This window comes from Pseudazoarcus sp. NS36 (genome assembly GCF_059703705.1).
The window spans coordinates 1-20,561 of the sequence record NZ_BAAKJA010000007.1 but is presented as its reverse complement, the minus strand read 5'-3'; the positions used below and the strand labels follow the sequence as shown (position 1 = coordinate 20,561).

20 protein-coding genes are annotated in these 20,561 nt (G+C 65.6%); 17 read left to right on the top strand and 3 right to left on the bottom strand.

Annotated elements, in window-relative coordinates; translation table 11 throughout:
* Positions 1-8 precede the first annotated feature (8 nt).
* The 8 genes from AC6H0R_RS11860 (at position 9) to mnhG (ending at position 7,402) form a co-directional block, all read left to right on the top strand.
* On the top strand, positions 9-413 hold the full coding sequence (locus tag AC6H0R_RS11860; RefSeq protein ID WP_497581582.1) for a Na+/H+ antiporter subunit G: 405 nt from the start codon (positions 9-11) through the stop codon (positions 411-413).
* Positions 414-600: 187 nt separating this feature from the next.
* Positions 601-1,344: a pseudouridine synthase gene (locus tag AC6H0R_RS11855; RefSeq protein ID WP_497581581.1), complete on the top strand. Its 744-nt coding sequence runs from the start codon at positions 601-603 to the stop codon at positions 1,342-1,344.
* Positions 1,345-1,588: 244 nt separating this feature from the next.
* The gene (gene mbhE, locus AC6H0R_RS11850) at positions 1,589-4,315 is read left to right on the top strand and encodes a hydrogen gas-evolving membrane-bound hydrogenase subunit E (RefSeq protein WP_497581580.1); all 2,727 of its coding nucleotides are present in this window, start codon (positions 1,589-1,591) and stop codon (positions 4,313-4,315) included.
* Positions 4,315-4,728 (top strand): sodium:proton antiporter, encoded by a 414-nt coding sequence (locus tag AC6H0R_RS11845; protein ID WP_497581579.1) that lies wholly within the window; start codon positions 4,315-4,317, stop codon positions 4,726-4,728. The genes mbhE and AC6H0R_RS11845 overlap by 1 nt, the downstream gene beginning before the upstream one ends.
* Positions 4,725-6,221, top strand: coding sequence for a proton-conducting transporter transmembrane domain-containing protein (locus AC6H0R_RS11840; protein ID WP_497581578.1), 1,497 nt, complete (start codon positions 4,725-4,727; stop codon positions 6,219-6,221). The genes AC6H0R_RS11845 and AC6H0R_RS11840 overlap by 4 nt, the downstream gene beginning before the upstream one ends.
* A gap of 2 nt (positions 6,222-6,223) precedes the next feature.
* A complete protein-coding gene (locus AC6H0R_RS11835) occupies positions 6,224-6,733 on the top strand; it encodes a Na+/H+ antiporter subunit E (RefSeq protein WP_497581577.1) in 510 nt (169 codons plus the stop codon).
* On the top strand, positions 6,723-7,043 hold the full coding sequence (locus AC6H0R_RS11830; protein WP_497581576.1) for a monovalent cation/H+ antiporter complex subunit F: 321 nt from the start codon (positions 6,723-6,725) through the stop codon (positions 7,041-7,043). The genes AC6H0R_RS11835 and AC6H0R_RS11830 overlap by 11 nt, the downstream gene beginning before the upstream one ends.
* Positions 7,040-7,402 carry a monovalent cation/H(+) antiporter subunit G gene (gene mnhG, locus AC6H0R_RS11825; protein ID WP_497581575.1) on the top strand — a complete coding sequence of 121 codons (363 nt, stop codon included), beginning with the start codon at positions 7,040-7,042 and terminating at the stop codon, positions 7,400-7,402. Before AC6H0R_RS11830 ends, mnhG begins: the two co-directional genes overlap by 4 nt.
* 22 nt (positions 7,403-7,424) lie before the next feature.
* On the opposite strand, the gene AC6H0R_RS11820 is transcribed toward mnhG, so the two are convergent.
* The gene (locus tag AC6H0R_RS11820) at positions 7,425-9,161 is read right to left on the bottom strand and encodes a glutamine--tRNA ligase/YqeY domain fusion protein (protein WP_497581574.1); all 1,737 of its coding nucleotides are present in this window, start codon (positions 9,159-9,161) and stop codon (positions 7,425-7,427) included.
* Positions 9,162-9,295: 134 nt separating this feature from the next.
* Between AC6H0R_RS11820 and AC6H0R_RS11815 the strand changes: the two genes are divergently transcribed.
* Positions 9,296-10,429, top strand: coding sequence for a mechanosensitive ion channel family protein (locus AC6H0R_RS11815; RefSeq protein ID WP_497581573.1), 1,134 nt, complete (start codon positions 9,296-9,298; stop codon positions 10,427-10,429).
* 2 nt (positions 10,430-10,431) lie between these two features.
* Positions 10,432-10,818: a fluoride efflux transporter CrcB gene (crcB, locus tag AC6H0R_RS11810; protein ID WP_497581572.1), complete on the top strand. Its 387-nt coding sequence runs from the start codon at positions 10,432-10,434 to the stop codon at positions 10,816-10,818.
* Here the strand turns inward: crcB and AC6H0R_RS11805 are convergent.
* On the bottom strand, positions 10,799-12,037 hold the full coding sequence (locus AC6H0R_RS11805) for a TIGR03862 family flavoprotein (protein ID WP_497581571.1): 1,239 nt from the start codon (positions 12,035-12,037) through the stop codon (positions 10,799-10,801). The genes crcB and AC6H0R_RS11805 overlap by 20 nt on opposite strands.
* A complete protein-coding gene (locus AC6H0R_RS11800; protein WP_497581570.1) occupies positions 12,034-12,537 on the bottom strand; it encodes a DNA-deoxyinosine glycosylase in 504 nt (167 codons plus the stop codon). Before AC6H0R_RS11800 ends, AC6H0R_RS11805 begins: the two co-directional genes overlap by 4 nt.
* A gap of 102 nt (positions 12,538-12,639) precedes the next feature.
* On the opposite strand from AC6H0R_RS11800, the gene AC6H0R_RS11795 reads away from it, so the two are divergent.
* The 7 genes from AC6H0R_RS11795 (at position 12,640) to dnaB (ending at position 20,422) form a co-directional block, all read left to right on the top strand.
* Positions 12,640-13,236: a Yip1 family protein gene (locus AC6H0R_RS11795; protein ID WP_497581569.1), complete on the top strand. Its 597-nt coding sequence runs from the start codon at positions 12,640-12,642 to the stop codon at positions 13,234-13,236.
* 81 nt (positions 13,237-13,317) lie between these two features.
* Positions 13,318-17,328 carry an ATP-dependent RNA helicase HrpA gene (gene hrpA / locus AC6H0R_RS11790; protein ID WP_497581568.1) on the top strand — a complete coding sequence of 1,337 codons (4,011 nt, stop codon included), beginning with the start codon at positions 13,318-13,320 and terminating at the stop codon, positions 17,326-17,328.
* Positions 17,329-17,442: 114 nt separating this feature from the next.
* The gene (gene rpsF, locus AC6H0R_RS11785; RefSeq protein WP_497581567.1) at positions 17,443-17,829 is read left to right on the top strand and encodes a 30S ribosomal protein S6; all 387 of its coding nucleotides are present in this window, start codon (positions 17,443-17,445) and stop codon (positions 17,827-17,829) included.
* On the top strand, positions 17,795-18,196 hold the full coding sequence (gene priB / locus AC6H0R_RS11780; RefSeq protein ID WP_497581566.1) for a primosomal replication protein N: 402 nt from the start codon (positions 17,795-17,797) through the stop codon (positions 18,194-18,196). Before rpsF ends, priB begins: the two co-directional genes overlap by 35 nt.
* Complete coding sequence (gene rpsR / locus AC6H0R_RS11775) at positions 18,156-18,431, top strand: 30S ribosomal protein S18 (RefSeq protein ID WP_497574608.1); 276 nt, start codon at positions 18,156-18,158, stop codon at positions 18,429-18,431. Before priB ends, rpsR begins: the two co-directional genes overlap by 41 nt.
* 12 nt (positions 18,432-18,443) lie before the next feature.
* Positions 18,444-18,896 (top strand): 50S ribosomal protein L9, encoded by a 453-nt coding sequence (rplI, locus tag AC6H0R_RS11770; RefSeq protein WP_497581565.1) that lies wholly within the window; start codon positions 18,444-18,446, stop codon positions 18,894-18,896.
* 137 nt (positions 18,897-19,033) lie between these two features.
* The gene (gene dnaB / locus AC6H0R_RS11765) at positions 19,034-20,422 is read left to right on the top strand and encodes a replicative DNA helicase (RefSeq protein ID WP_497581564.1); all 1,389 of its coding nucleotides are present in this window, start codon (positions 19,034-19,036) and stop codon (positions 20,420-20,422) included.
* The last annotated feature ends 139 nt before the right edge of the window (positions 20,423-20,561 follow it).

Here is a 20,561-nt window from a genome sequence, read left to right as displayed (position 1 = left end):
GCACGGCAATGAACCTGTTTTTTGAATTCATCGTGTCTGCACTGATCGTCATCGGCGGCGTGTTCCTGCTCGTCGGCTCGATCGGCATGATCAAGCTGCCCGAGTTGATGGCCCGCCTGCACGCGCCGACCAAGGCCACCACGCTGGGCATCGGCAGTGCGCTGTTTGCTTCGGTGGTGTTCTTCGCGGTGGGGGGCGATTTCTCCATCCATGAAGTGCTGATCGTGTTCTTCCTGTTTCTGACGGCGCCGATCACCGCGCATTTCGTCGCCAAGGCGCATCTGCACCAGCAGCGCGAGAAGTCCCTCAAGGAATTGCCGCCGACCGGCAGCAGCTGCGGCTGGGCGACCTTTGATCCGCCGCCGGGGCATCCCGAGGCCGAGGCGCAGGACCCGGCCGACGACCGTGGCTGAGTTGCCGCGCCGCCGACGCGTCGCGCGTGCCTCCGTTCCGGTTGCTGCCGGAGACAAGCCCAAGCCTGCGAACAAGCCAAGATCCGCGCCCCGTCCGGGCCCGGCTCCGTCGCCCAGGCCCCAGCCGGTCCGGCGCGAAGTGCGCCCGCCGGTGGCGGTCGAGAAAGCGCCCGAATCTGCAAGGCCGGTGACCGATTCAGTGCCGGCAGAAGGCGTGCGTCTGTCCAAGATCATGGCCGAGCGCGGGATCTGTTCGCGTCGCGAGGCCGATGCCTATATCGAGCGCGGCTGGGTCTTCGTCAATGGCGAGCGGGTCAGTGAGCTCGGCACGCGCATTCACCCGGATGCCGAAATCCATTTGGCCGGCGAAGCAAAGCAGCGCCAGTCGGACCGCGTCACCATCCTGTTGCACAAGCCGATCGGCTATGTCTCGGCGCAGGCCGAAGATGGCCATACGCCGGCGGTCTCGCTGGTCACTCCGGAAACCCAGTACGACCAGACCGGCGGGGCTTTTCGCCCCGCGCATCTGCGCGGCCTGGCGCCGGCCGGGCGGCTCGACATCGACTCCACCGGCCTGCTGGTGCTGACGCAGGACGGGCGTATTGCCCGTCAGCTCATCGGAGACGATTCCGAAGTCGAGAAGGAATACCTGGTGCGGGTGAAGGGCGAGCTCATTGCAGACGGTCTGGCTCTGCTCAACCACGGGCTCGAACTCGACGGTCGCAAGCTGCGCCGCGCGCAGGTCGAGTGGTTGCGCGAAGACACCCTGCGTTTCCGCCTGCGCGAGGGGCGCAAACGCCAGATCCGGCGCATGTGCGAGCTGGTCGGGCTGAAAGTGGTGGCTCTCAAGCGCATCCGCATCGGTGGTGTGGTGCTGGGCGATCTGCCGCCCGGGAAATGGCGATTCCTGTCCGCAGACGAGTCCTTCTGATTTTTCGTATCACGTTGTGTGACGATTCCTTGAACGTTTTTCGCCCTCCCGCGTCTTTTCGTCGGGTGGGTCATCATGGTTTACCCTGATGACGCGGCGCTGGCTCAGGCACACGATCTGAGTCAGGGCCGCTGCGGCGCCTGAGAACGCGTCGTGCCAGACCAGAAGAACAAGGGTCGCCTTGCGGGCGACCCGAAGTGGGAGGGACGGGCATGCAACACGATGTACCCCGCGAGGGGGCGTCATGCTGAGCGCGATCATTGCAATTGCGCTTTCCGCACTGCCGGCGCCATGGCTTGCTCACCGCATTGGTGATCGTGCCGGCTGGTTGCTGGCGATCGCGCCGTTTGGCGCATTCCTTTGGTTCCTAAGCTGTATTCCGGTGGTGGCCAGCGGCGGTGCCATCGTCGAGACCCTGCAATGGGTGCCGGCCCTCGATGTGGCCGTGACCCTGCGGCTCGACGGGTTGTCGTTGCTGTTCGCGCTGCTGGTGACCGGTATCGGCACGCTCATCGTGTTGTATGCCGGTGCCTATCTGCATGACCATCGCCATCTGGGGCGCTTCTACGCCTATCTGCTGCTGTTCATGATGGCCATGCTCGGCCTGGTGCTGGCCGACGATCTCATCGTGATGTTCGTGTTCTGGGAGCTGACCAGCGTCACCTCCTTCCTGCTGATCGCGTTCCAGCATGAAAGCGCGGTGTCGCGCCGCGCGGCGCTGCAGGCGTTGCTGATCACCGGCGGGGGCGGGCTGGCGCTGCTGGCGGGTTTGCTGCTGCTGGGCGTGGCCGGCAACGGCTGGACCTTCTCCGGGCTGGACATCGCTGCCATCGAGGCCCATCCGAGCTTCTACGCCATCATGGTGCTGGTGCTGCTGGGCTGCTTCACCAAGTCCGCCCAGGTGCCGTTCCACCTGTGGCTGCCCAATGCCATGAACGCACCGACGCCGGTGTCGGCGTACCTGCACTCGGCGACCATGGTGAAGGCCGGCGTGTATCTGATGGCACGTCTGAACCCGGTGATGGGCGGCGACGGCGGCTGGAGCATGATCCTGGTCGCTTTCGGGGCGGTCACGGCCATCGTCGGTGCGGTGCTGGCCATCCGTCAGACCGACCTCAAGCGCCTGTTGGCCTACACCACGGTCACCGTGCTGGGGCAGCTCACCATGCTGATCGGCACCAACACCACCTATGGCCTGCAGGCCTTCGTGCTGTATCTGCTGGCGCACTCGCTGTACAAGGGCGCGCTGTTCATGGCCGTGGGTGCCGTCGATCACTCCACCGGTACGCGCGAGCTGTCCAAGCTAGGCGGCCTGATCCGCTACATGCCGCTGACCGGCGCGGCGGTTGCGTTGGCGGCCTTCTCCAACGCCGGTCTGCCACCATTCTTCGGCTTCATCGCCAAGGAGTTCAAGTACGCCGGTCTGATCGAGATGGGCGTGGTCGGCTGGGTCGTGACGCTGGCCATGATCCTGACCAATGCCCTGTTGCTGGCGGCCGCAGGCCTGGTGTTCATCCGCACTTTCCTCGGCAAGGAAGGGCCGTACCCCAACAAGCACCCGCACGAGGTCTCGCTGCCGATGTGGCTCGGCCCGGTGTTGCTGGCCATTGGCGGTTTCGTGCTCGGGGCGTGGAACGACTGGCCGGAAACCTGGATCGTCAATGCCGCCGTGCAGTCGGTGGCGCGCGGCGAAGTGGACGTCAAGCTCTACCTGTGGGGCGGCATCACGCCGGCGGTGCTGGCGAGCGTGGTGACCGTTGCGCTAGGTGCGCTGTTCTATGGCTACCGGCATCTCGTGCGGCGCCATATCGCGCGCTGGCGGGTGTTCTGGAATGTCTCCGGCGACATGCTGTGGGATCGGCTGCTCAAGCGTGTGTTCGCGTTTGCCGGCAGCATCGCGGCGAACTTCCAGCACGGTTCGCTGCGCCTGCACATGACCATGATGTGCCTGATCTTCAGTTCGGTGGTGCTGGTGGCCTTGATCGTCAGCGAGGAAAACCTGCTCTCCGGCGGCGTGTACTCCGAAGTCACGCTGCCGGGCGTGGCGGGCTGTGTGCTGGCGCTGTGCGGTGCGGCAGCGGCGGCCGTGATGCGCGGCCGGCTGGCGCTGGTGACCGCGCTGGGGGCCAGCGGCCTTGGGCTGGCACTGATCTTCCTGTCGGCCAATGCGCCGGACGTGGCGATCACGCAGTTGATGGTCGAGACGCTGAGCGTGGTGTTCCTGGCCTTCGTGTTCCGCAGCATGCCGCGTGTACCGCGCATCGGGGCGCGCCACGCCTCGGTGCGGGTGTTCCACGCCGTGATCTCGGTGCTGTTCGGGCTGGCGGTGGCCGGCGCGCTTATCGCGGCGGTAGACCATCCGCTGCCGGGCGACATCGCCGACTGGTTCCTCGCCAACAGTTATCCCGGCGGTCACGGCAGCAACGTCGTGAACGTCATCCTGGTGGACTTCCGCGCCTTCGACACGCTGGGCGAGATTCTCGTGGTGGCGCTGGCCGCGCTGGCGGCGGCGACCCTGTTGAGCGGTGGCAAGCCCGCAACCCTGCATGAACGCCCCGAGCCGGAGTTCGCCTCGCCGATGCTGCGGCAAGGCCTGCGGCCTTTTGCGGCGGTGCTGATGCTGGTTTCGCTGATCCTGTTGTGGCGGGGGCATCACCTGCCGGGCGGTGGTTTCATCGGCGGGCTGGTCGGCGCCATCGGCTTCATCCTGCTGGTACTGTCCTTCGGCAACCGCGTGGCGCGCGAGTTGATGTGGACCTCGCCGCCGCGGCTGATCGGTGCCGGGCTGGGGGTTGCGCTGCTGGCCGGCCTGATCGGCATCCTTGCAGGTCAGCCCTTCCTCACCGGGCTGTGGTTTACGCCGCTGGGCGTCAAGCTGGGCACGCCGTTGCTGTTCGATCTCGGCGTGTTTCTGACCGTGTTCGGATCGGTCATGCACATGGTGCAACGTCTTGCCGGGAGGGCCAACTGATGGAAATCATCGCTGCATTGACGGTGGGCGGCCTGGCCGGAATCGGCATGTGGATGCTGCTCGACCGCAATCTGGTGCGGGTCGTGCTGGGCGTGGCCATCATCGGCAACGCCATCAACCTGGGCGTGCTGACCTCGGGTCGCTACTTCGGCGAATCGGCCGCTTTTGTGTCGGCCGCGGGAGTGCCGGCAGACGCGGCCAACCCGCTGCCGCAGGCGCTGGTACTGACCGCGATCGTGATCGGCTTCGGGCTGTTCGTGTTTGCGCTGGCCGTGCTCAAGAGCGTGCGTGAAACGCACGGCATGACCACGACCGACTTCGTAACCGCGGCTACTGAGGAACCGGCGCCGGACGGGCGCGATGACGAGCGCGCTGCGGGCGAGGGCGGCAAGGACGGGGAGGTGCGCGCATGAGCGATTTCCTTCTCGTGGCGCCGATGGCGGTGCCCCTCGCCACGCTGGTGCTGTGCCTGCTGTTGCGGCCGCGTCACGATCTGGTGCGCATCGTCAGCGTGCTCGGCGCGTTTGCCTTGTTGTTGGTCGGGCTGGCACTGGTCGGCATGGCGGCCTCGGACGTGGTGCTGGCCGGCCAGATCGGCGGCTGGCAGGCACCTTACGGCATCTCGGCGGTGATCGACCGTTTGTCTGCCGCGATGGTGGCCATCACCGGCGCGGTCGGGTTGGCAACCGTGATCTACGGCATCCGCCGCGAAGGCGAGGCCGAGGTCGCGCGCGACTTCCACCTCTTCGTGCACGGCCTGCTGTGCGGGGTGTGCGGCGCCTTCGTCACCGCCGACGTGTTCAACCTGTACGTGTGGTTCGAGGTGCTGCTGATCGGCTCGTTTGCGCTGATCTCGCTGGGCGGCGGGCGCCGCCGGCTGGCCGGCACCATGACCTACGTCGTGCTCAACCTGGTTGCGACGCTCATCTTCCTGCTCTCGGCGGGCATGATCTACAGCGCCACCGGCACGCTCAACATGGGCGAGCTGGCGATGATCTTCCGCTCAGGCGAGATCCCGCCCGGCTCGACCATGGCGGTGGTGCTGATGCTGCTGTCGTTCTCGATCAAGGCCGCACTGTTCCCGGTGTTCGGCTGGTTGCCGGCTTCCTACCATGTGGCCTGGACGCCGGCCTCGGCGCTGTTCGCGGGGCTGCTGACAAAAGTCGGGGTGTACGCGCTGATCCGGCTCGTGACGCTGTTGTGGCCGGAGTTCGGCGACGCCCACGTGGTGCTGCTGTGGATTGCCTGCGCGACGATGCTGATCGGTGTGTTGGGTGCGGCGGCGCAGAACGAGGTGCGCCGCATCCTGTCCTTCCACATCGTCAGCCAGGTCGGCTACATGATCCTGGGACTGGCCCTGGCCACGCCGCTGGCCATTGCCGGCGCGGTGTTCTACATCATTCACCACATCGTGGTGAAGGCGAATCTGTTCTTCGTGGGCGGGCTGGCGGCGCGCCTGACCGGCTCGGAACGGCTCGCCGGGATGGGCGGCCTGTATGCGAAGTGGCCGCTGCTCGCGATCCTGTTTGCCATTCCGGCGCTGTCGCTGGCCGGCATTCCGCCGTTGTCGGGCTTCTGGGCCAAGCTGGTGCTGGTCAAGGCCAGCCTGGAAGGCGGCTTCTGGTGGGCCGCGGCGATTGCGCTGATCACCGGCATCCTGACCCTGCTGTCGATGAGCAAGATCTGGAACGAGGCCTTCCTCAAGGCGCATCCGCAGGGTGAAGAGGCCGTCCGTCCGGTGCCGGGCATACGTGGCGCGTGGTGGTCGGTGAGCGCGCTGGCGGCGCTGACGGTGCTGATCGGTTTCGGTGCAGGTCCGGTCATGGACTACGCCATCGCGGCGGCCGAACAGCTCGCCGAGCCGGTCGGCTATCTGCAGCGCATGGCGCACGCGGGAGGAGAGTAGGCATGCTCGGAATACATCTTCTGCTGGCGGCTGTGCTGGCCGCTTTCTCCAACGCCCTGACGCTGATGGGCGTGACCGTGTCGGCGATTCTGGTCTATCTGGTGCTCAAGCTCGGAGCCGGTCTGATGGGGGTGCGCCCCTATGTGCGGCGGCTCGAACTGGGTGTTGGCTTCGTGTTCTGGTTTGCCTGGGAAGTTGTCCGCGCCAGCGTGGATGTTGCGCGTGTGGTGTTCGGCCTGAACCGCGAGCCGCGTCCGGCGATTGTCGCGATCCGCCTGCTACGGCGGGACGAGCGCATCGCGACGCTGGTCGGTTGCCTGCTGACGCTGACGCCGGGCACCATGGCCATGGACTACGACCCGGACTCCGGCCTGATGTACGTGCACGCACTTGATGCCGAGGACGCCGGCGAGGTCGAGGCTGGCGTGCGCGCAATCGAGGCGAGACTGCTGGCCTGGATCGACGCTGGCGATTCGCCGGCTACTGCAAGGGAGAAATTCGATGACGGTTGATCTTGTCGGGGCCTTCTGGGTTCTGCCGCTGGTCGTCGTGCTGCTCGCGGTGAGCGGTGCGCTGGTGTTGCTGCGTCTGTTGCGCGGTCCGACCGGCGCTGACCGTGTGGTGGCCATTGATGCGCTGACCCTGCTCGGCGTGGCGGCGATTGCCACGGTGTCGGCGCTGACCGCCCAGGCCGTATTCCTCGACGTGGCGGTGGTGCTGGCGCTGGTGTCCTTTCTGGGGACGGTCGGTTTTGCGCTGCTGTTCCGCGCGGACACCGAAGTGGACGACACGGGCATGACATCCGGGGAGGAACACAAATGAGTGCTTCCCTGATGCCCTGGATTGCCTCGGCGCTGTTCATTCTGGGAGGGCTGTTCAGTCTGCTCGGCGCAATCGGCGTGACGCGCCTGCCAGACTGCTACAGCCGCATGCATGCCGCGAGCAAGGCCGGTGCGCTTGGGGCCATGCTGATTCTGGGAGGCGTGGCCGCTGCGTCAAATGGCGAGGCGGCGCTGGAGGCCTTGCTGGCCATCGTGGTGCTGCTCGCAACCGCACCGCTGGCCGCGCATGCGGTGGCCCGTGCAGCACATCGTGCCGGCTTCAAGCCGGTGCTGGGGCCGCTCGGTGATGCGCTGGCAGAGCGGGAAAAGACCGACAAGAAAGCGGGCGGGCCGGTTTGATTGCCGGCCCGCCCGTATCGTTTTACTGACCGCCGGCTTTCGCCCAGGAGTCCTTCAGCGTCACCGTGCGGTTGAACACCGGTGCGCCATCCTGCGAATCCACCCGGTCGGCCACGAAGTAGCCGTGGCGCTCGAACTGGAAGCACTCTTCCGGCCGCGCGCGACGCAGGGATGGCTCCAGCCAGGCCGTGATGACGGTCTTTGACTCGGGGTTGATGTCGTCGATGAAGCTGCGTTCGACCTCCGGTGCGTCGCCCTCGCGACGTGCGCCGGGGTTGGGCCAGGCGAAGAGGCGGTCGTACAGGCGCACCTCGGCACGGTAGCCGTAGTCGGCCGAGACCCAGTGCAGGTTGCCCTTGACCTTGTAGTTGTCCGCGCCTGGCGTGCCGCTCTTGGAGTCCGGCATGTACTCGGCCAGCACGGCGGTGACGCGGCCAGAGGCGTCTTTCTCGCAGCCGGTGCATTTGACGACGTAGCCGTAGCGCAGGCGCACCAGGTTGTCCGGGAACAGGCGACGGAAGCCCTTTACGGGCTCTTCCATGAAGTCTTCGCGCTCGATCCACAGCTCGCGCGTGAAGGGCATCTCGCGTTTTCCCAGCTCCGGTTTGAGCGGGTGGTTGGGCGCCTCGCACAGCTCTTCACCGCCCTGCGGGTAGTTGGTGATGATGAGCTTGAGCGGGTCGAGTACCGCGACACGGCGCTCGGCCGCTTCGTTCAGATGCTCGCGCATGCACTCTTCGAGCACGCTCATGTCGATCCACGAGTCGGATTTGGACACGCCGATGCGCTCGGCAAACATGCGGAAGCCTTCGGGCGTGAAGCCACGGCGACGCGCACCGACCAGGGTCGGCAGGCGCGGATCGTCCCAGCCGTCGACGTGGCCTTCGTCCACGAGCTGGATCAGCTTGCGCTTGGACAGCACGGTGTAGTTCAGGTTGAGGCGCGCGAACTCGATCTGCTGTGGCACCGGGCGCTCGAACATGCCGGCGTCCGCCAGCGTGGCCAGCAGCCAGTCGTAGAACGGGCGCTGATCCTCGAATTCGAGCGTGCAGATCGAGTGCGTGATGTTCTCGATGGCGTCCTCGATCGGGTGCGCAAAGGTGTACAGCGGATACACGCACCAGCGGTCGCCGCTGCGGTGGTGCGCAATGCGGCGGATGCGGTAGATCACCGGGTCGCGCAGGTTGATGTTGGGGCTGGCCATGTCGACCTTGGCGCGCAGCGCGTGCGTGCCGTCGGCGAATTCGCCGTCGCGCATGCGACGGAACAGGTCGAGGTTTTCTTCCACGCTGCGGGTGCGGAAGGGGCTGTCCTTGCCTGCCTCGGTCAGCGTGCCGCGCAGCGCCCGCATCTCGTCGGCGGGCAGGGAGTCCACATAGGCGTGGCCAGCCTTGATCAGGCTCACGGCGCACTGATACATGGTCTCGAAATAATCGGATGCAAAGTACAGGTGCTTGCCCCAGTCGAAGCCCAGCCAGCTCACGGCGTCGATAATGGCGTCGACGTATTCCTGATCTTCCTTTTCCGGGTTGGTGTCGTCGAAGCGCAGATGGCATTCGCCGCCGTAGTACTCGGCCAGCCCGAAGTTCAGACAGATCGACTTGGCGTGCCCGTAGTGCAGGTAGCCATTGGGCTCCGGCGGGAAGCGGGTTTCGACGCGGCCGCCCCACTTGCCGTTGCGGTTGTCGTCTTCGATGATGCTGCGGATGAAGTTGCCGGGGGTGGCGTTGGTGGTGTCGCCGGTGCGGTGTTCGGACACGGGAATGGGCCTCGGTGGTCGGTGATGCAGGCGGGATTCGCAAGGCGCGATTCTAGCGCGGATGGCCGGCCCCGGCGTGAGGCCGCGGACGGGTGCGTTAAACTCGGACGTTTTTGACGCAGGGGAAGAGGCCGATGGAGTGGCAGCAGATCACCGACCGACTGATGCAGTGGCTGACCAGCGAGAACAGCGGCTGGCCATTGATTCTGCAGGTGTTCGTGGTGGTGCTGATGGTGGTCGTGGCCAACTTCGTCATCCGGCGCAGCCTTGAGAAGCTTGAGCAGCGCGCCGGCCCGGAAACGCCGTGGCGTCACGCCTTCGTCGCGGCCGTGCGCAAGCCGGCCAGCCTGCTGGCGTGGATCGTCGGTCTGAGCTTTGCGGTGCGCATCGTGTATGCCGCCACCGACGCGCCCGTGCTGGAATTCTTCGAGCCGGTACGCACGGTCGGCGTGATCTTCTGCTTCACGTGGTTCCTGTACCGCTTCCTGGTCAACGCCGAGGAGGCGGTCGTTGCCCATCAGCTCGCGCGTGAGCGGCCCATTGACCGCACCACGGTGGATGCCGTGGGTAAGCTGCTGCGCGTGTCCATCATCATCACCTCCACGCTGGTGGCGCTGCAGAGTCTGGGCTTCTCGGTGTCGGGCGTGCTCGCTTTCGGCGGCATCGGCGGCATTGCGGTGGGTTTTGCCGCACGCGATCTGCTCGCCAACTTCTTCGGCGGCTTGATGGTGTATCTGGACCGGCCCTTCGCCATCGGCGACTGGGTGCGTTCGCCCGACCGCGAGATCGAGGGTACGGTCGAGCACATCGGCTGGCGCGTGACGCGCATCCGCACCTTCGACAAACGCCCGATCTACGTCCCCAACATGGTGTTCACGCAGATCACGGTCGAGAACCCCTCGCGCATGACCAACCGCCGCATCTACGAGACCATCGGCGTGCGCTACGATGACTTCGCTTCAGTGGCGCCCATTGTCGACGCCATCCGCGAGATGCTGCGCAGTCACGAAGAGATCGACACCAAGCAGACCCTGATCGTGAACTTCAACCAGTACAACGATTCCTCGCTCGACATCATGGTGTACACCTTCACGCGCACCACGCAGTGGGTGCGCTACCACGAGGTCAAGCAGGACGTGCTGCTCAGCATCGGCGAGATCATCGAATCGCATGGCGCCGAGATCGCCTTCCCGACGCGCACGCTGCATCTGCCCGAGAGCGTGCGTGTCGATGCTGCGCCCGAGCAGGCTGCCGAGGTGGCGCGTTGAGCATGCCGGGCGTTTCGGCCTTCCTCGCGGTGGGCTGCGGCGCTGCGATAGGTGCCTGGTTGCGCTGGGGGCTGGGGCTGCTGATGAACCCGTGGTTTGCGTCGGTGCCGCTCGGCACGTTGGCGGCCAACCTGATCGGCGGCGGGCTGATGGGCGCGGTGCTGGCGCTGGTGCAGACCCTGCCGACGCTGTCGGCCGCGGCCAAGCTGTTCCTCACCACCGGCCTGCTGGGCGGCCTGACCACCTTCTCGACCTTCTCGGCCGAAGGCCTGCACCTGATGCAGCGCGGCGAATGGGGCTGGCTCGCGCTGCACACCACCGCCCACGTGGCCGGCTCGCTGGCCATGGCCTGGGCCGGCTACACCCTGGTCATGTCCTTGCGCGGCTGAGCCTGCGCAATACGCCTTCGCCGGCGTGCCGACCGGTGGCGAAGCAGGCGGTGAGCAGATAGCCGCCGGTCGGTGCCTCCCAGTCGAGCATCTCGCCGCAGCAGAACACACCCGGTACATTCTTCAGCATCAGGTCTTCGTCGAGTGCCTCGGCACGCACCCCGCCGGCGCTGCTGATGGCCTCGTCGAGCGGGCGTACGCGCAGCAGCCGAAGTGGCAAGTGTTTGATGGCTGCGGCCAGTTGTGCGGGGTCGTCCATTGTCTCGCGCGGAGTGCATTCGCGCAGCAGCCCGGCCCTCACGCCGTCGATGCCGGCCTTGCTTTGCAGATGGCTGGCGAGCGAGCGGCGTCCGCGTGGTCGGGCGAGCTCATCCTGCAGCCGTTCAAGACTGCGCCCTGGTGCGAGGTCCAGATACAGCGTGGCTTCGCCCTGAACGGCTATCGTGTCGCGTAACGGCGCCGACAGCGCATAGATCAGCCCGCCTTCGATGCCGTTGGCGGTGATGATGCATTCGCCGCTGCGCCGGGGCACCTGCCCCGTGTGGTCGCCTAGGCTGGCCGCGACGTTCTTTAGCGGCTGGCCGGCGAAGCGTGTGCGGAAATGTTCGCTCCAGTCTGCCTCGAAGCCGCAGTTGGCCGGCCGCAGCGGTGCGACTTCGACGCCGCGCTCCGTCAGCCACGGCAGCCATGCGCCGTCCGAACCCAGCCGCGCCCAGCTGCCGCCGCCCAAGGCCAGCACCGTGGCGTGCGCGCGCACGTTGCGCTCGCCCTCGGATGTGGTGAAGCGCAGGTGATCTCCGTTCCAGCCGGCCCAGCGGTGTCGTACATGAAGCCGCACGCCCGCTTCTCTGAGGCGATGCAGCCAGGCGCGCAGCAGCGGCGCGGCCTTCATTTCTGTCGGAAACACCCGGCCGGAGCTGCCGACGAAAGTTTCCACGCCGAGGCCCGCAGCCCACTTGCGCAGCGCGTCGGCGCCGAAGGTCTGCAGCATGGGCGTGAGCCAGTTCGCACGCTGCCCATAGCGCGCGATGAAGTCCGATGTGGCTTCGGAATGTGTGAGGTTCAGCCCGCCGATGCCGGCAAGCAGAAACTTGCGCCCCGGCGAGGGCATGGCGTCGAAGACCTCGACGTGGCGACCGGAGGCGGCGATCACCTCCGCTGCGGCCAGCCCGGCCGGGCCGCCGCCGATCACGGCGACTTCGATTTCGCGCGTCGTCATCGCAGGATCGCCGCCCAGGCGGAATGCTTGGCTGCGGCCGGAGTGCCAGCATTGGCGGGGCTGGTGGAGGGTAGGCGAGTCAGATGCAGTCGGTCGGCCTGTTCTCCCAGCAGCGGCAAGACCCGGCGGCGGAACAGCGTGGCCGCGAAGCTGCCGTTGAAGAATACGCGCGTTATGCCGGGATGTGCTGCGAAGAAACTCCGGAAGTCGTTGATTTCCATGGATTCAGATTCGATGGCGCTATCCAGGCTGCCGGCCCTGCGGCAGCCGCCAAGCACGTCCCACAGCGCATAGCCGCGCGCGCTCAGTGCCGCGATGCGCTCGGGGTAGGGGGCGTGCGGGTCGAAACCGAACAGACTGCCGACGATGGGCCAGAACAGATTGCGCGGGTGCGCGTAGTACGCGTCTGCGTCCAGTGAGGCTGCGCCCGGCATGCTGCCGAGGATCAGCGTGTGGGCGTCGGCGCGGGCGACGGGGGGAAAGGCCTGCAGGCGGTTCATCGGCGTGTTCGGGGCGCGGCCCGACATTGTGCCGTGAAGTCGGGCGTATCGGCACCTATACTGAATTCCGGATGGCGTTCCGGCTCACTTTTGGAGGGCACTATGGATACGCACAATTTCCAGAAGATGGTCTATTCGTATTCCGAAGGCTGGCAGGACCTGATGCGCATGCATCCCGGCGTCAATCGCCTGATGTGGATGTATGTCGCGCCGATGTCGCTGATCCCGGCGGTGATGTTCATGTACGCCATGGCGGTTACGCCGGGCACGGTGTTGCCGGCGGTGGTTCCGCAGATCTCGATGGCCGAGGCGCTGGGCGTCGGTGCGGCGTTCTTTGCCATCGAGCTTGGCATGGTGGCGCTGATGGCCTCGATGATCCAGCAGATGGGCGACGTCGTGGATGCGACGCCGCGCTACGAGGAGGCCTTCATGCTCGCGGCGATTGCGCCGACGCCGCTGTGGATCGGCTCGTTGGCCCTGCTGGTGCCGTCAGTGTGGTTCAACATGGTCGTGATGCTGACGGCCTGGGTGGCCTCGGCGGCGCTGATCTACCACGGCGTATACCCGTTGTTCCGGCTCGACAGCCATAGCCGGGCGCGCGTGATGGGCACCTTTGTACTGATGGCGGGCGTCATCGCCTGGGCGGCGTTGATGGTGATCCTGTCGCTGATCCTGAGCATGGTGGTGGGCTTGCGCTGACTGCAATGCGGGCGGGTGCGGGGATAGGGTCTGGCATAATCGCCGACCTGAATACATCCCGAACCCGCCTCCGCCCGCGCTTTGAGTTCCGCCGCCGATTTCCCCCGTGAAACCCGTTTTACCGATTGCCTGAGCGCAGACCGGCCGCGTCTGCGCGCGCTCGAACGACGCATTGCGCGCGAGAAGGGCGAGCGTCGGGCCAGACCGCAGGCTGATTTCGATGCGCTGCAGCAGCGTTCGCGTGCCTTGCTGGCCGAGCGCATGGCGAAGCTGCCGAAGCCCGATTTCCCGCCCGAACTGCCGGTCACGCAGAAGCGTGAGGAGATCGCCACGGCCATCCGCGACCATCAGGTGGTCATCGTGTGTGGCGAGACCGGCTCTGGCAAGACCACGCAGTTGCCCAAGATCTGTCTTGAGCTCGGGCGTGGCGCCTCCGGTCTCATAGGCCACACCCAGCCGCGACGCATTGCCGCACGCGCTACCGCCACACGCATCGCGCAGGAGCTCAAGAGCGAACTGGGCGAGGCAGTCGGCTACAAGATCCGTTTCACCGACCGGCTCAAACCCACCAGCTACATCAAGCTGATGACCGACGGCATTCTGCTCGCCGAGACGCAGGGTGATCCGTCGCTGGCGGCCTACGACACGATCATCATCGACGAGGCGCACGAGCGCAGCCTCAACATCGACTTCCTGCTTGGCTACCTGCGCACCTTGCTGCCGCGCCGGCCGGATCTGAAAATCATCGTCACCTCGGCCACGCTGGATGCCGAGCGCTTTGCGCGGCACTTCACCGTCGACGGCCAGGCGCCACCGGTGATCGAGGTGTCCGGCCGCCTGTATCCGATCGAGATGCGCTACCGCCCGGTGGAAGACGACGGCAAGGCGCGCCGCGACAAGGGGCGCGATCTGCCCGAAGCCATTGCCGACGCGGTGGACGAGGCGCAGCGCATCGGCCCCGGCGACGTGCTGGTGTTCCTGCCCGGCGAGCGTGAGATCCGCGAGGCGGCCGAGGCGCTGCGCAAATCGCCGCATTCGGCGGCGATGGAAATCCTGCCGCTGTTCGCGCGCCAGTCGGCCCAGGAGCAGGCGCGCGTGTTCTCGGGCGGCCGCGGCCGGCGCGTGGTGCTGGCAACCAACGTGGCCGAGACTTCGCTCACGGTGCCGGGCATCCGCTACGTCGTCGATACGGGGCTGGCGCGCGTAAAGCGCTATTCCTACCGCAACAAAGTCGAGCAGTTGCAGGTCGAGGCCATCGCGCAGTCGGCCGCCAAGCAGCGCGCCGGTCGCTGTGGCCGCGTCATGGACGGGGTGTGTATCCGCCTCTACGCCGAGGACGATTTCAATGCGCGCCCCGAGCACACCGATCCGGAAATCCTGCGTTCATCGCTGGCCGGGGTGATCCTGCGCATGAAGTCGCTGCGCCTCGGCGTGGTGGAAGACTTCCCGTTCCTCGATGCGCCACAGTCGCGGATGATCGCCGACGGCTATCAGCTGCTGGCCGAGCTGGGTGCGGTCACTGACGACGAGGCGCGCGAACTCACGCCGATTGGCGAAGAGCTGGCCCGCCTGCCGCTCGATCCGCGCATCGGACGCATGATTCTGGCTGCGCGCGATCGCGGCTGCCTGGCGGAGATGCTGGTGATCGCGTCGGCGCTGGCGGTGCAGGATCCGCGCGAACGCCCGCAGGAATCGCCGGGCGCGGCCGATCAGGCGCACGCCAGGTTCCGCGGCGGCGAGCAGGATCAGCGCTCCGAATTCCTGTGGTATCGCAATGCCTGGAAGGCCTGGGACGAAGTCGTGCGCCACGAGTCCGGCAGCCGCCTCAAGGCCTGGTGCAAGCAGCACTTACTGAGCCATCTGCGCATGCGCGAGTGGCGCGACGTACACGCCCAGCTGACGACCCTGTGCGGCGAGCACGGCTGGAAAGAGAACCAACTGCCGGCCGGCTATGAAGCCATTCACAAGGCGCTGCTGGCGGGCTTGCTCGGCAACATCGGTTGCCGCGCGGAAGACGCCAGCGGGCCGCAGGCCGGCAGCTATCTCGGACCGCGCGGCATCCGTTTCTGGCCGCACCCGGGTTCTGCGCTGGCGAAGAAAGCCGGCAAGTGGGCGGTGTGCGCGGAGCTGGTCGAGACTTCGCGCCTGTTCGGCCGCTGCATTGCGCGCATCGAGCCGGAATGGGTCGAGGAGGTCGGCGCGCACCTGATCAAGCGTCAGGTGTCCGAACCGCATTGGTCCAAGAGCGCCGGTTCCGTGCGTGCCTGGGAGCGCGGCACCCTGCACGGCCTGACGTTGTATTCTCAGCGCGGCGTCGGCTACCGCGATATCGATCCCGCGTTGTGCCGTGAACTGTTGATCCGCGAAGGCCTGGTACAGGGCGAAATCGCCGACGGCCCGGCGCGCGGCATGGCCTTCTTGCAGCACAACCTCAAGCTGGTGGCCGAGATCGAGCGGCTGGAACACAAGTCGCGCCGTCCGGACGTGCTGGTGGACGAAGCCTTGATCGAAGCCTTCTACGACGATCACGTGCCGGCTGAAGTGGTCGACCTCGCGAGCTTCGAGGCCTGGCGCAAGCCGGCCGAGAAAGCCGAGCCGAAATTGCTGCATCTGACTCGCGACCAGCTCATGCGCCACGAGGCCTCCGGCATCACGACCGAGCGCTTCCCGGCCCAGTTCGAAGTGCTCGGTCAGAAGCTCAAGCTCTCCTATCTGCATGAACCGGGCGCGGCCGACGATGGCGTGACCCTGACCGTGCCGCTGGCCATGCTCAACCAGATTCCCGCGGCGCGCTGCGAGTGGCTGGTGCCCGGCCTGCTCGAAGAGAAGGTGCTGGCGTTGCTCAAGACCGTGCCGCAGAAGCATCGCCACCGCCTGCAACCGCTGGCTGAAAGTGCAGCGGTATTCGTCGCCGCGGTGGAAAGGGGCGAGTTCGAACGCGACGAGCCCTTGTTGCGCGCGCTGCAGACTTTCGTCGAAGAGCGTGTGTCACTGAAGCTGCCGATGGAGTCCTTCCGCGCGGAGAACCTGCGGGCCCACAGCCAGATGAACTTCCGCGTCATCGACGAACACGGCCGTGTGCTCGGGCAGTCGCGCAATCTGGCGGAACTGCGCGCGCGTTTCGGCCGTGAGGTGGCTGAGCGGTTTCGCAAGGCGCAAGTCGAGCTTGAGGTGCCCGTGACGTCCGCGCCGGCCGGGACGACCGCAAAAGCTGAAGCGAAGGCTGCAGGGGCGAGCAGCCAGTCCGGTCTGACGAGCTGGAGCTTCGGCGAACTGCCCGAACTGCTCGAAGTGCGGGTGGCCGGTCGCGACGTGATCGGTTTCCCGGCGCTGCACGACGATGGCGACAGCGTTTCCTTGCGCCCCTTCGATACGCCGGAGGAGGCTGCGCGGGTACATCGCAAGGGGCTGGCGCGGCTGTTCGCGCTCAATCTGAAGGATCAGGTGCGCGCCATCGAGCGCTTGCCGGGCTTGCGCGAGCTGGCACTGGCTTTCCTGCCCTTTGGCAGCGAGGCCGATCTGAAGGCGCAACTGGTGGCGGCGACGATTGAGCGCGTGTGTCTGCTCGATCCGCTGCCGCAGGACGCCGAGGCCTTTGCCGTGCGCTGCGGCGAGGCCAAGCCGCGCATGAGTCTGGTGGCTCAGGAATTCATGCGCATGACGCAGCAAGTGCTGGCCGAGCGGGTAGTGCTGGAGAAGCGCCTGTCTGCGCTGAAGGGCTTCCCGGGCGTTGCCGAAGATATTCGCGCGCAGTTGGCCGCGCTGCTCCCGAAAGATTTCATGCTGGTGAATCGGTGGGAGCGCCTGGCGCATCTTCCGCGCTATCTCAAGGGGGCGACGCTGCGCCTGGACAAACTGCGCGCCAACCCGGGCCGGGACGCACAACTGATGGCCGAATGGAGAGCGCTGGCGCAGCCCTTCGAGCGTGAACGGATGACGCGCCTGCGTGCCGGCGTGGTCGAGCCGGCGCTGGAGGAGTTCCGCTGGTTGCTCGAAGAACTGCGCGTGGGGCTGTTCGCGCAGGAGCTCAAGACGCCGATGCCGGTCAGTGTGAAGCGCTTGCAGAAGATATGGGATGCGCGCCCGCGCTGAAGCACTGCGCGCAAGCCTTTCATTTGTCGCCGCTTCATGCTAAATTCGCGCGCTTTCCCTTGCTCCACCGGTCTTCGCATGCCGGGGGGCTGTCCTAAACCACAAGGAGTACGCATGCGACACTACGAAATCGTGTTCATCGTCCACCCGGACCAGTCCGAACAGGTCCCGGCGATGATCGAGCGCTACCAAGCGCTCGTTACCGGCAGCGGCGGCCAGATTCACCGCCTGGAAGACTGGGGCCGTCGCCAGATGGCATACCCGATCCAGAAAATGCACAAGGCCCACTATGTTCTGATGAACATCGAGTGCGGCAACGAAGTGCTGGCTGAGCTTGAGCATGCCTTCAAGTTCAACGACGCCGTTCTGCGTCACCTCGTTACTCAGCGCAAGGATGCGGTCACCGCAGCTTCGCCGATGATGAAGGAAGAGAAGTCCCGTTCGCTGACCCCGGTTGCCACCGAAGGTGACGACGACAGCGCGAGCAGCGACGAGGCCTGAGCGGCACGAGGTGACGGATACGGGGCTCAATCGGCTCTGCCTGGAGGCGGAACTGGTCGAGTTGCAGCCGATACGCCTGACGCCGGCCGGTATTCCGGTCAGCGGGTGCGGTCTGAAGCATACGTCGAAGCAGGTTGAGGCCGGAATGCCTCGCGAAATTTCGATGGAGCTGCAGGCAGTGGCGATCGGTGAGCTGGCCAAGGTGCTGGCGGCAGCAAGCCCCGGAATGTCAATGCGGGTGAGTGGATTCCTCGCGGCGCGCAGCCAGCGCAGCCGGAGTCTGGTGCTTCACCTGGATAAGATCGAATTTCTGGAAGGAACGAAAAATGGCTTTCAAGTCGAAGTCCAAGTTCAAGAAAAAGGATGATCGCCGTGGTGGCGGTCTGTTCAAGCGTCGCAAGTTCTGCCGCTTCACGGCTGAGAAGATCGAAGAGATCGACTACAAGGATGTCGATCTGCTGAAGGACTTCATCACCGAAACCGGCAAGATCATGCCGGCACGTATCACCGGCACCAAGGCCGGCTATCAGCGCCAACTGTCGGCCGCGATCAAGCGCGCCCGCTTCCTGGCTCTGCTGCCCTACACCGATCTGCACCAGTAAGGAGAACCGGACATGCAAATCATTCTCCTCGAGAAGGTCGTCAACCTTGGTGGCCTCGGCGATATCGTCAAGGTCAAGGACGGCTACGCCCGTAACTTCCTGATTCCGCAAGGCAAGGCCAAGCGCGCGACCGAAGCCAACAAGGCCGAGTTCGAAGCTCGCCGCGCCGAGCTCGAGCGCGTGCAGGCCGAGAAGCTTGCCGCTGCCCAGGCCGTGGCCACCAAGCTGGAAGGTCTGATCGTTCAGATCGTCCGCAAGGCGGGTATGGACGGTCGTCTGTTCGGCTCGGTCGGCAACGCCGACATCGCTGAAGCGCTGCAGGGTCAGGGTTTCGATATCGACCGCAGTGCTGTCCGCCTGCCGGACGGTCCGCTCAAGCAGGTTGGCGACGTGCAGGTCGACGTGGCTCTGCACTCCGACGTGATCGCTCCGATCACCGTGTCGGTGCTGGGCGACCAGCAGTAAGCGTCTGCTGCAAGGCAATCAAGGCGGGGCTGCTTCGGCAGCCCCGTTTCATTTGGGGCGTACGAAATGCATCCGCGGGCATCGCATGCCTCATCCGGGCTAGAATCGACCTCCGAATTCCAGTCTGGCGTTGCGCGATGGCCCTGTCCCGTTCCGATTATTCCGAAGACCCGCAGATGGCGTCGATCCGCCTTCCGCCGCACTCGATCGAGGCGGAGCAGGCGCTGATCGGCGGAATCCTGCTCGACAACGCAGCGTGGGAGCGCATTGCAGATCTGGTGTCTGCGTCCGATTTCTATCGTGACGATCATCGCCGCATCTATTCGCACATCGCCAAGCTGGTGGATCTGGGCAAGCCGGCCGACGTCGTCACGGTGTTCGAGTCGCTCGAGAAGTCCAACGAGGCCGAGCAAGGCGGTGGTCTGGCCTACATTGCCGAGATTGCCAACAGCACTCCGTCTGCAGCCAACATCCGGCGCTATGCCGAGATTGTTCGTGAGCGCTCCATCCTGCGCAAAATGGTTGCAGTTGGCGACGAGATCGCCGCAAGTGCGCTGAACCCGTCCGGGCGAGACGCCAAGTCCTTGCTTGATCAGGCCGAAGCCAGGGTCTTCGAGATCGCCGAGGCGGGTGCGCGTGACATGAGCGGCTTCGTGTCAATCCAGCCGCTGCTGCAGAAAGTTGCTGATCGCGTGCAGGAGCTCTATGACCGCGACAACCCCAACGAGGTCACCGGTGTGCCGACCGGGCTTGCGGATCTGGATGAGAAGACCTCCGGGCTGCATCCCTCCGACATGATCGTCCTGGCCGGCCGTCCGGCCATGGGCAAGACCACATTGGCGCTCAATATTGCCGAGCATGTGGCGGTTGATTGCAAATTGCCGGTCGCCATCTTCTCGATGGAAATGCCGGGCACCCAGTTGGCGATGCGTTTCATCTCCTCGATCGGCCGTATCGACCAGACCAAGCTGCGCACGGGCCGGCTCACCGACGACGACTGGCAGCGCCTGACGTCCGCGATGGGGCGCTTGTACGATGCGCCGATTTTCATCGACGAGACCGCAGGCCTGAACCCGATCGATCTGCGCGCGCGCTGCCGGCGGCTCGCGCGTCAGTGCGGCACGCTGGGGTTGATCGTCATCGATTACCTGCAGTTGATGACCGGCGTGCGCGACAGCGACAACCGTGCCTCCGAGCTGTCGGATATCTCTCGCTCGGTGAAGTCGCTGGCCAAGGAGCTCAACGTGCCGATCATCGCGCTGTCGCAGCTCAACCGCAGTCTGGAGCAGCGCCCCAACAAGCGTCCGGTGATGTCCGATCTGCGAGAGTCCGGCGCGATCGAGCAGGACGCGGACATCATCATGTTCATCTACCGGGATGAGGTCTACAACCCGGATTCGGCCGAAAAAGGCTCTGCCGAGCTCATTATCGGTAAGCACCGTAACGGCCCGACCGGCATGGTGAGGCTGACTTTCCGCGGCGAATGCACGCGTTTCGAAAATTTCGCTTCGGGCGTAAGTTACTGATCCATATCGGCCCGGAGCATGCTTTCCGGGTTGCCTGCGAGAAAGTTGCGTTTGTCTGCTTGACGGGCTGTTTTTGGTCTATATACTGCGCCCCTCTTCGCCGCTGGAAGTGTTGTGTTTAGCGGGGTTGAGGAGATTT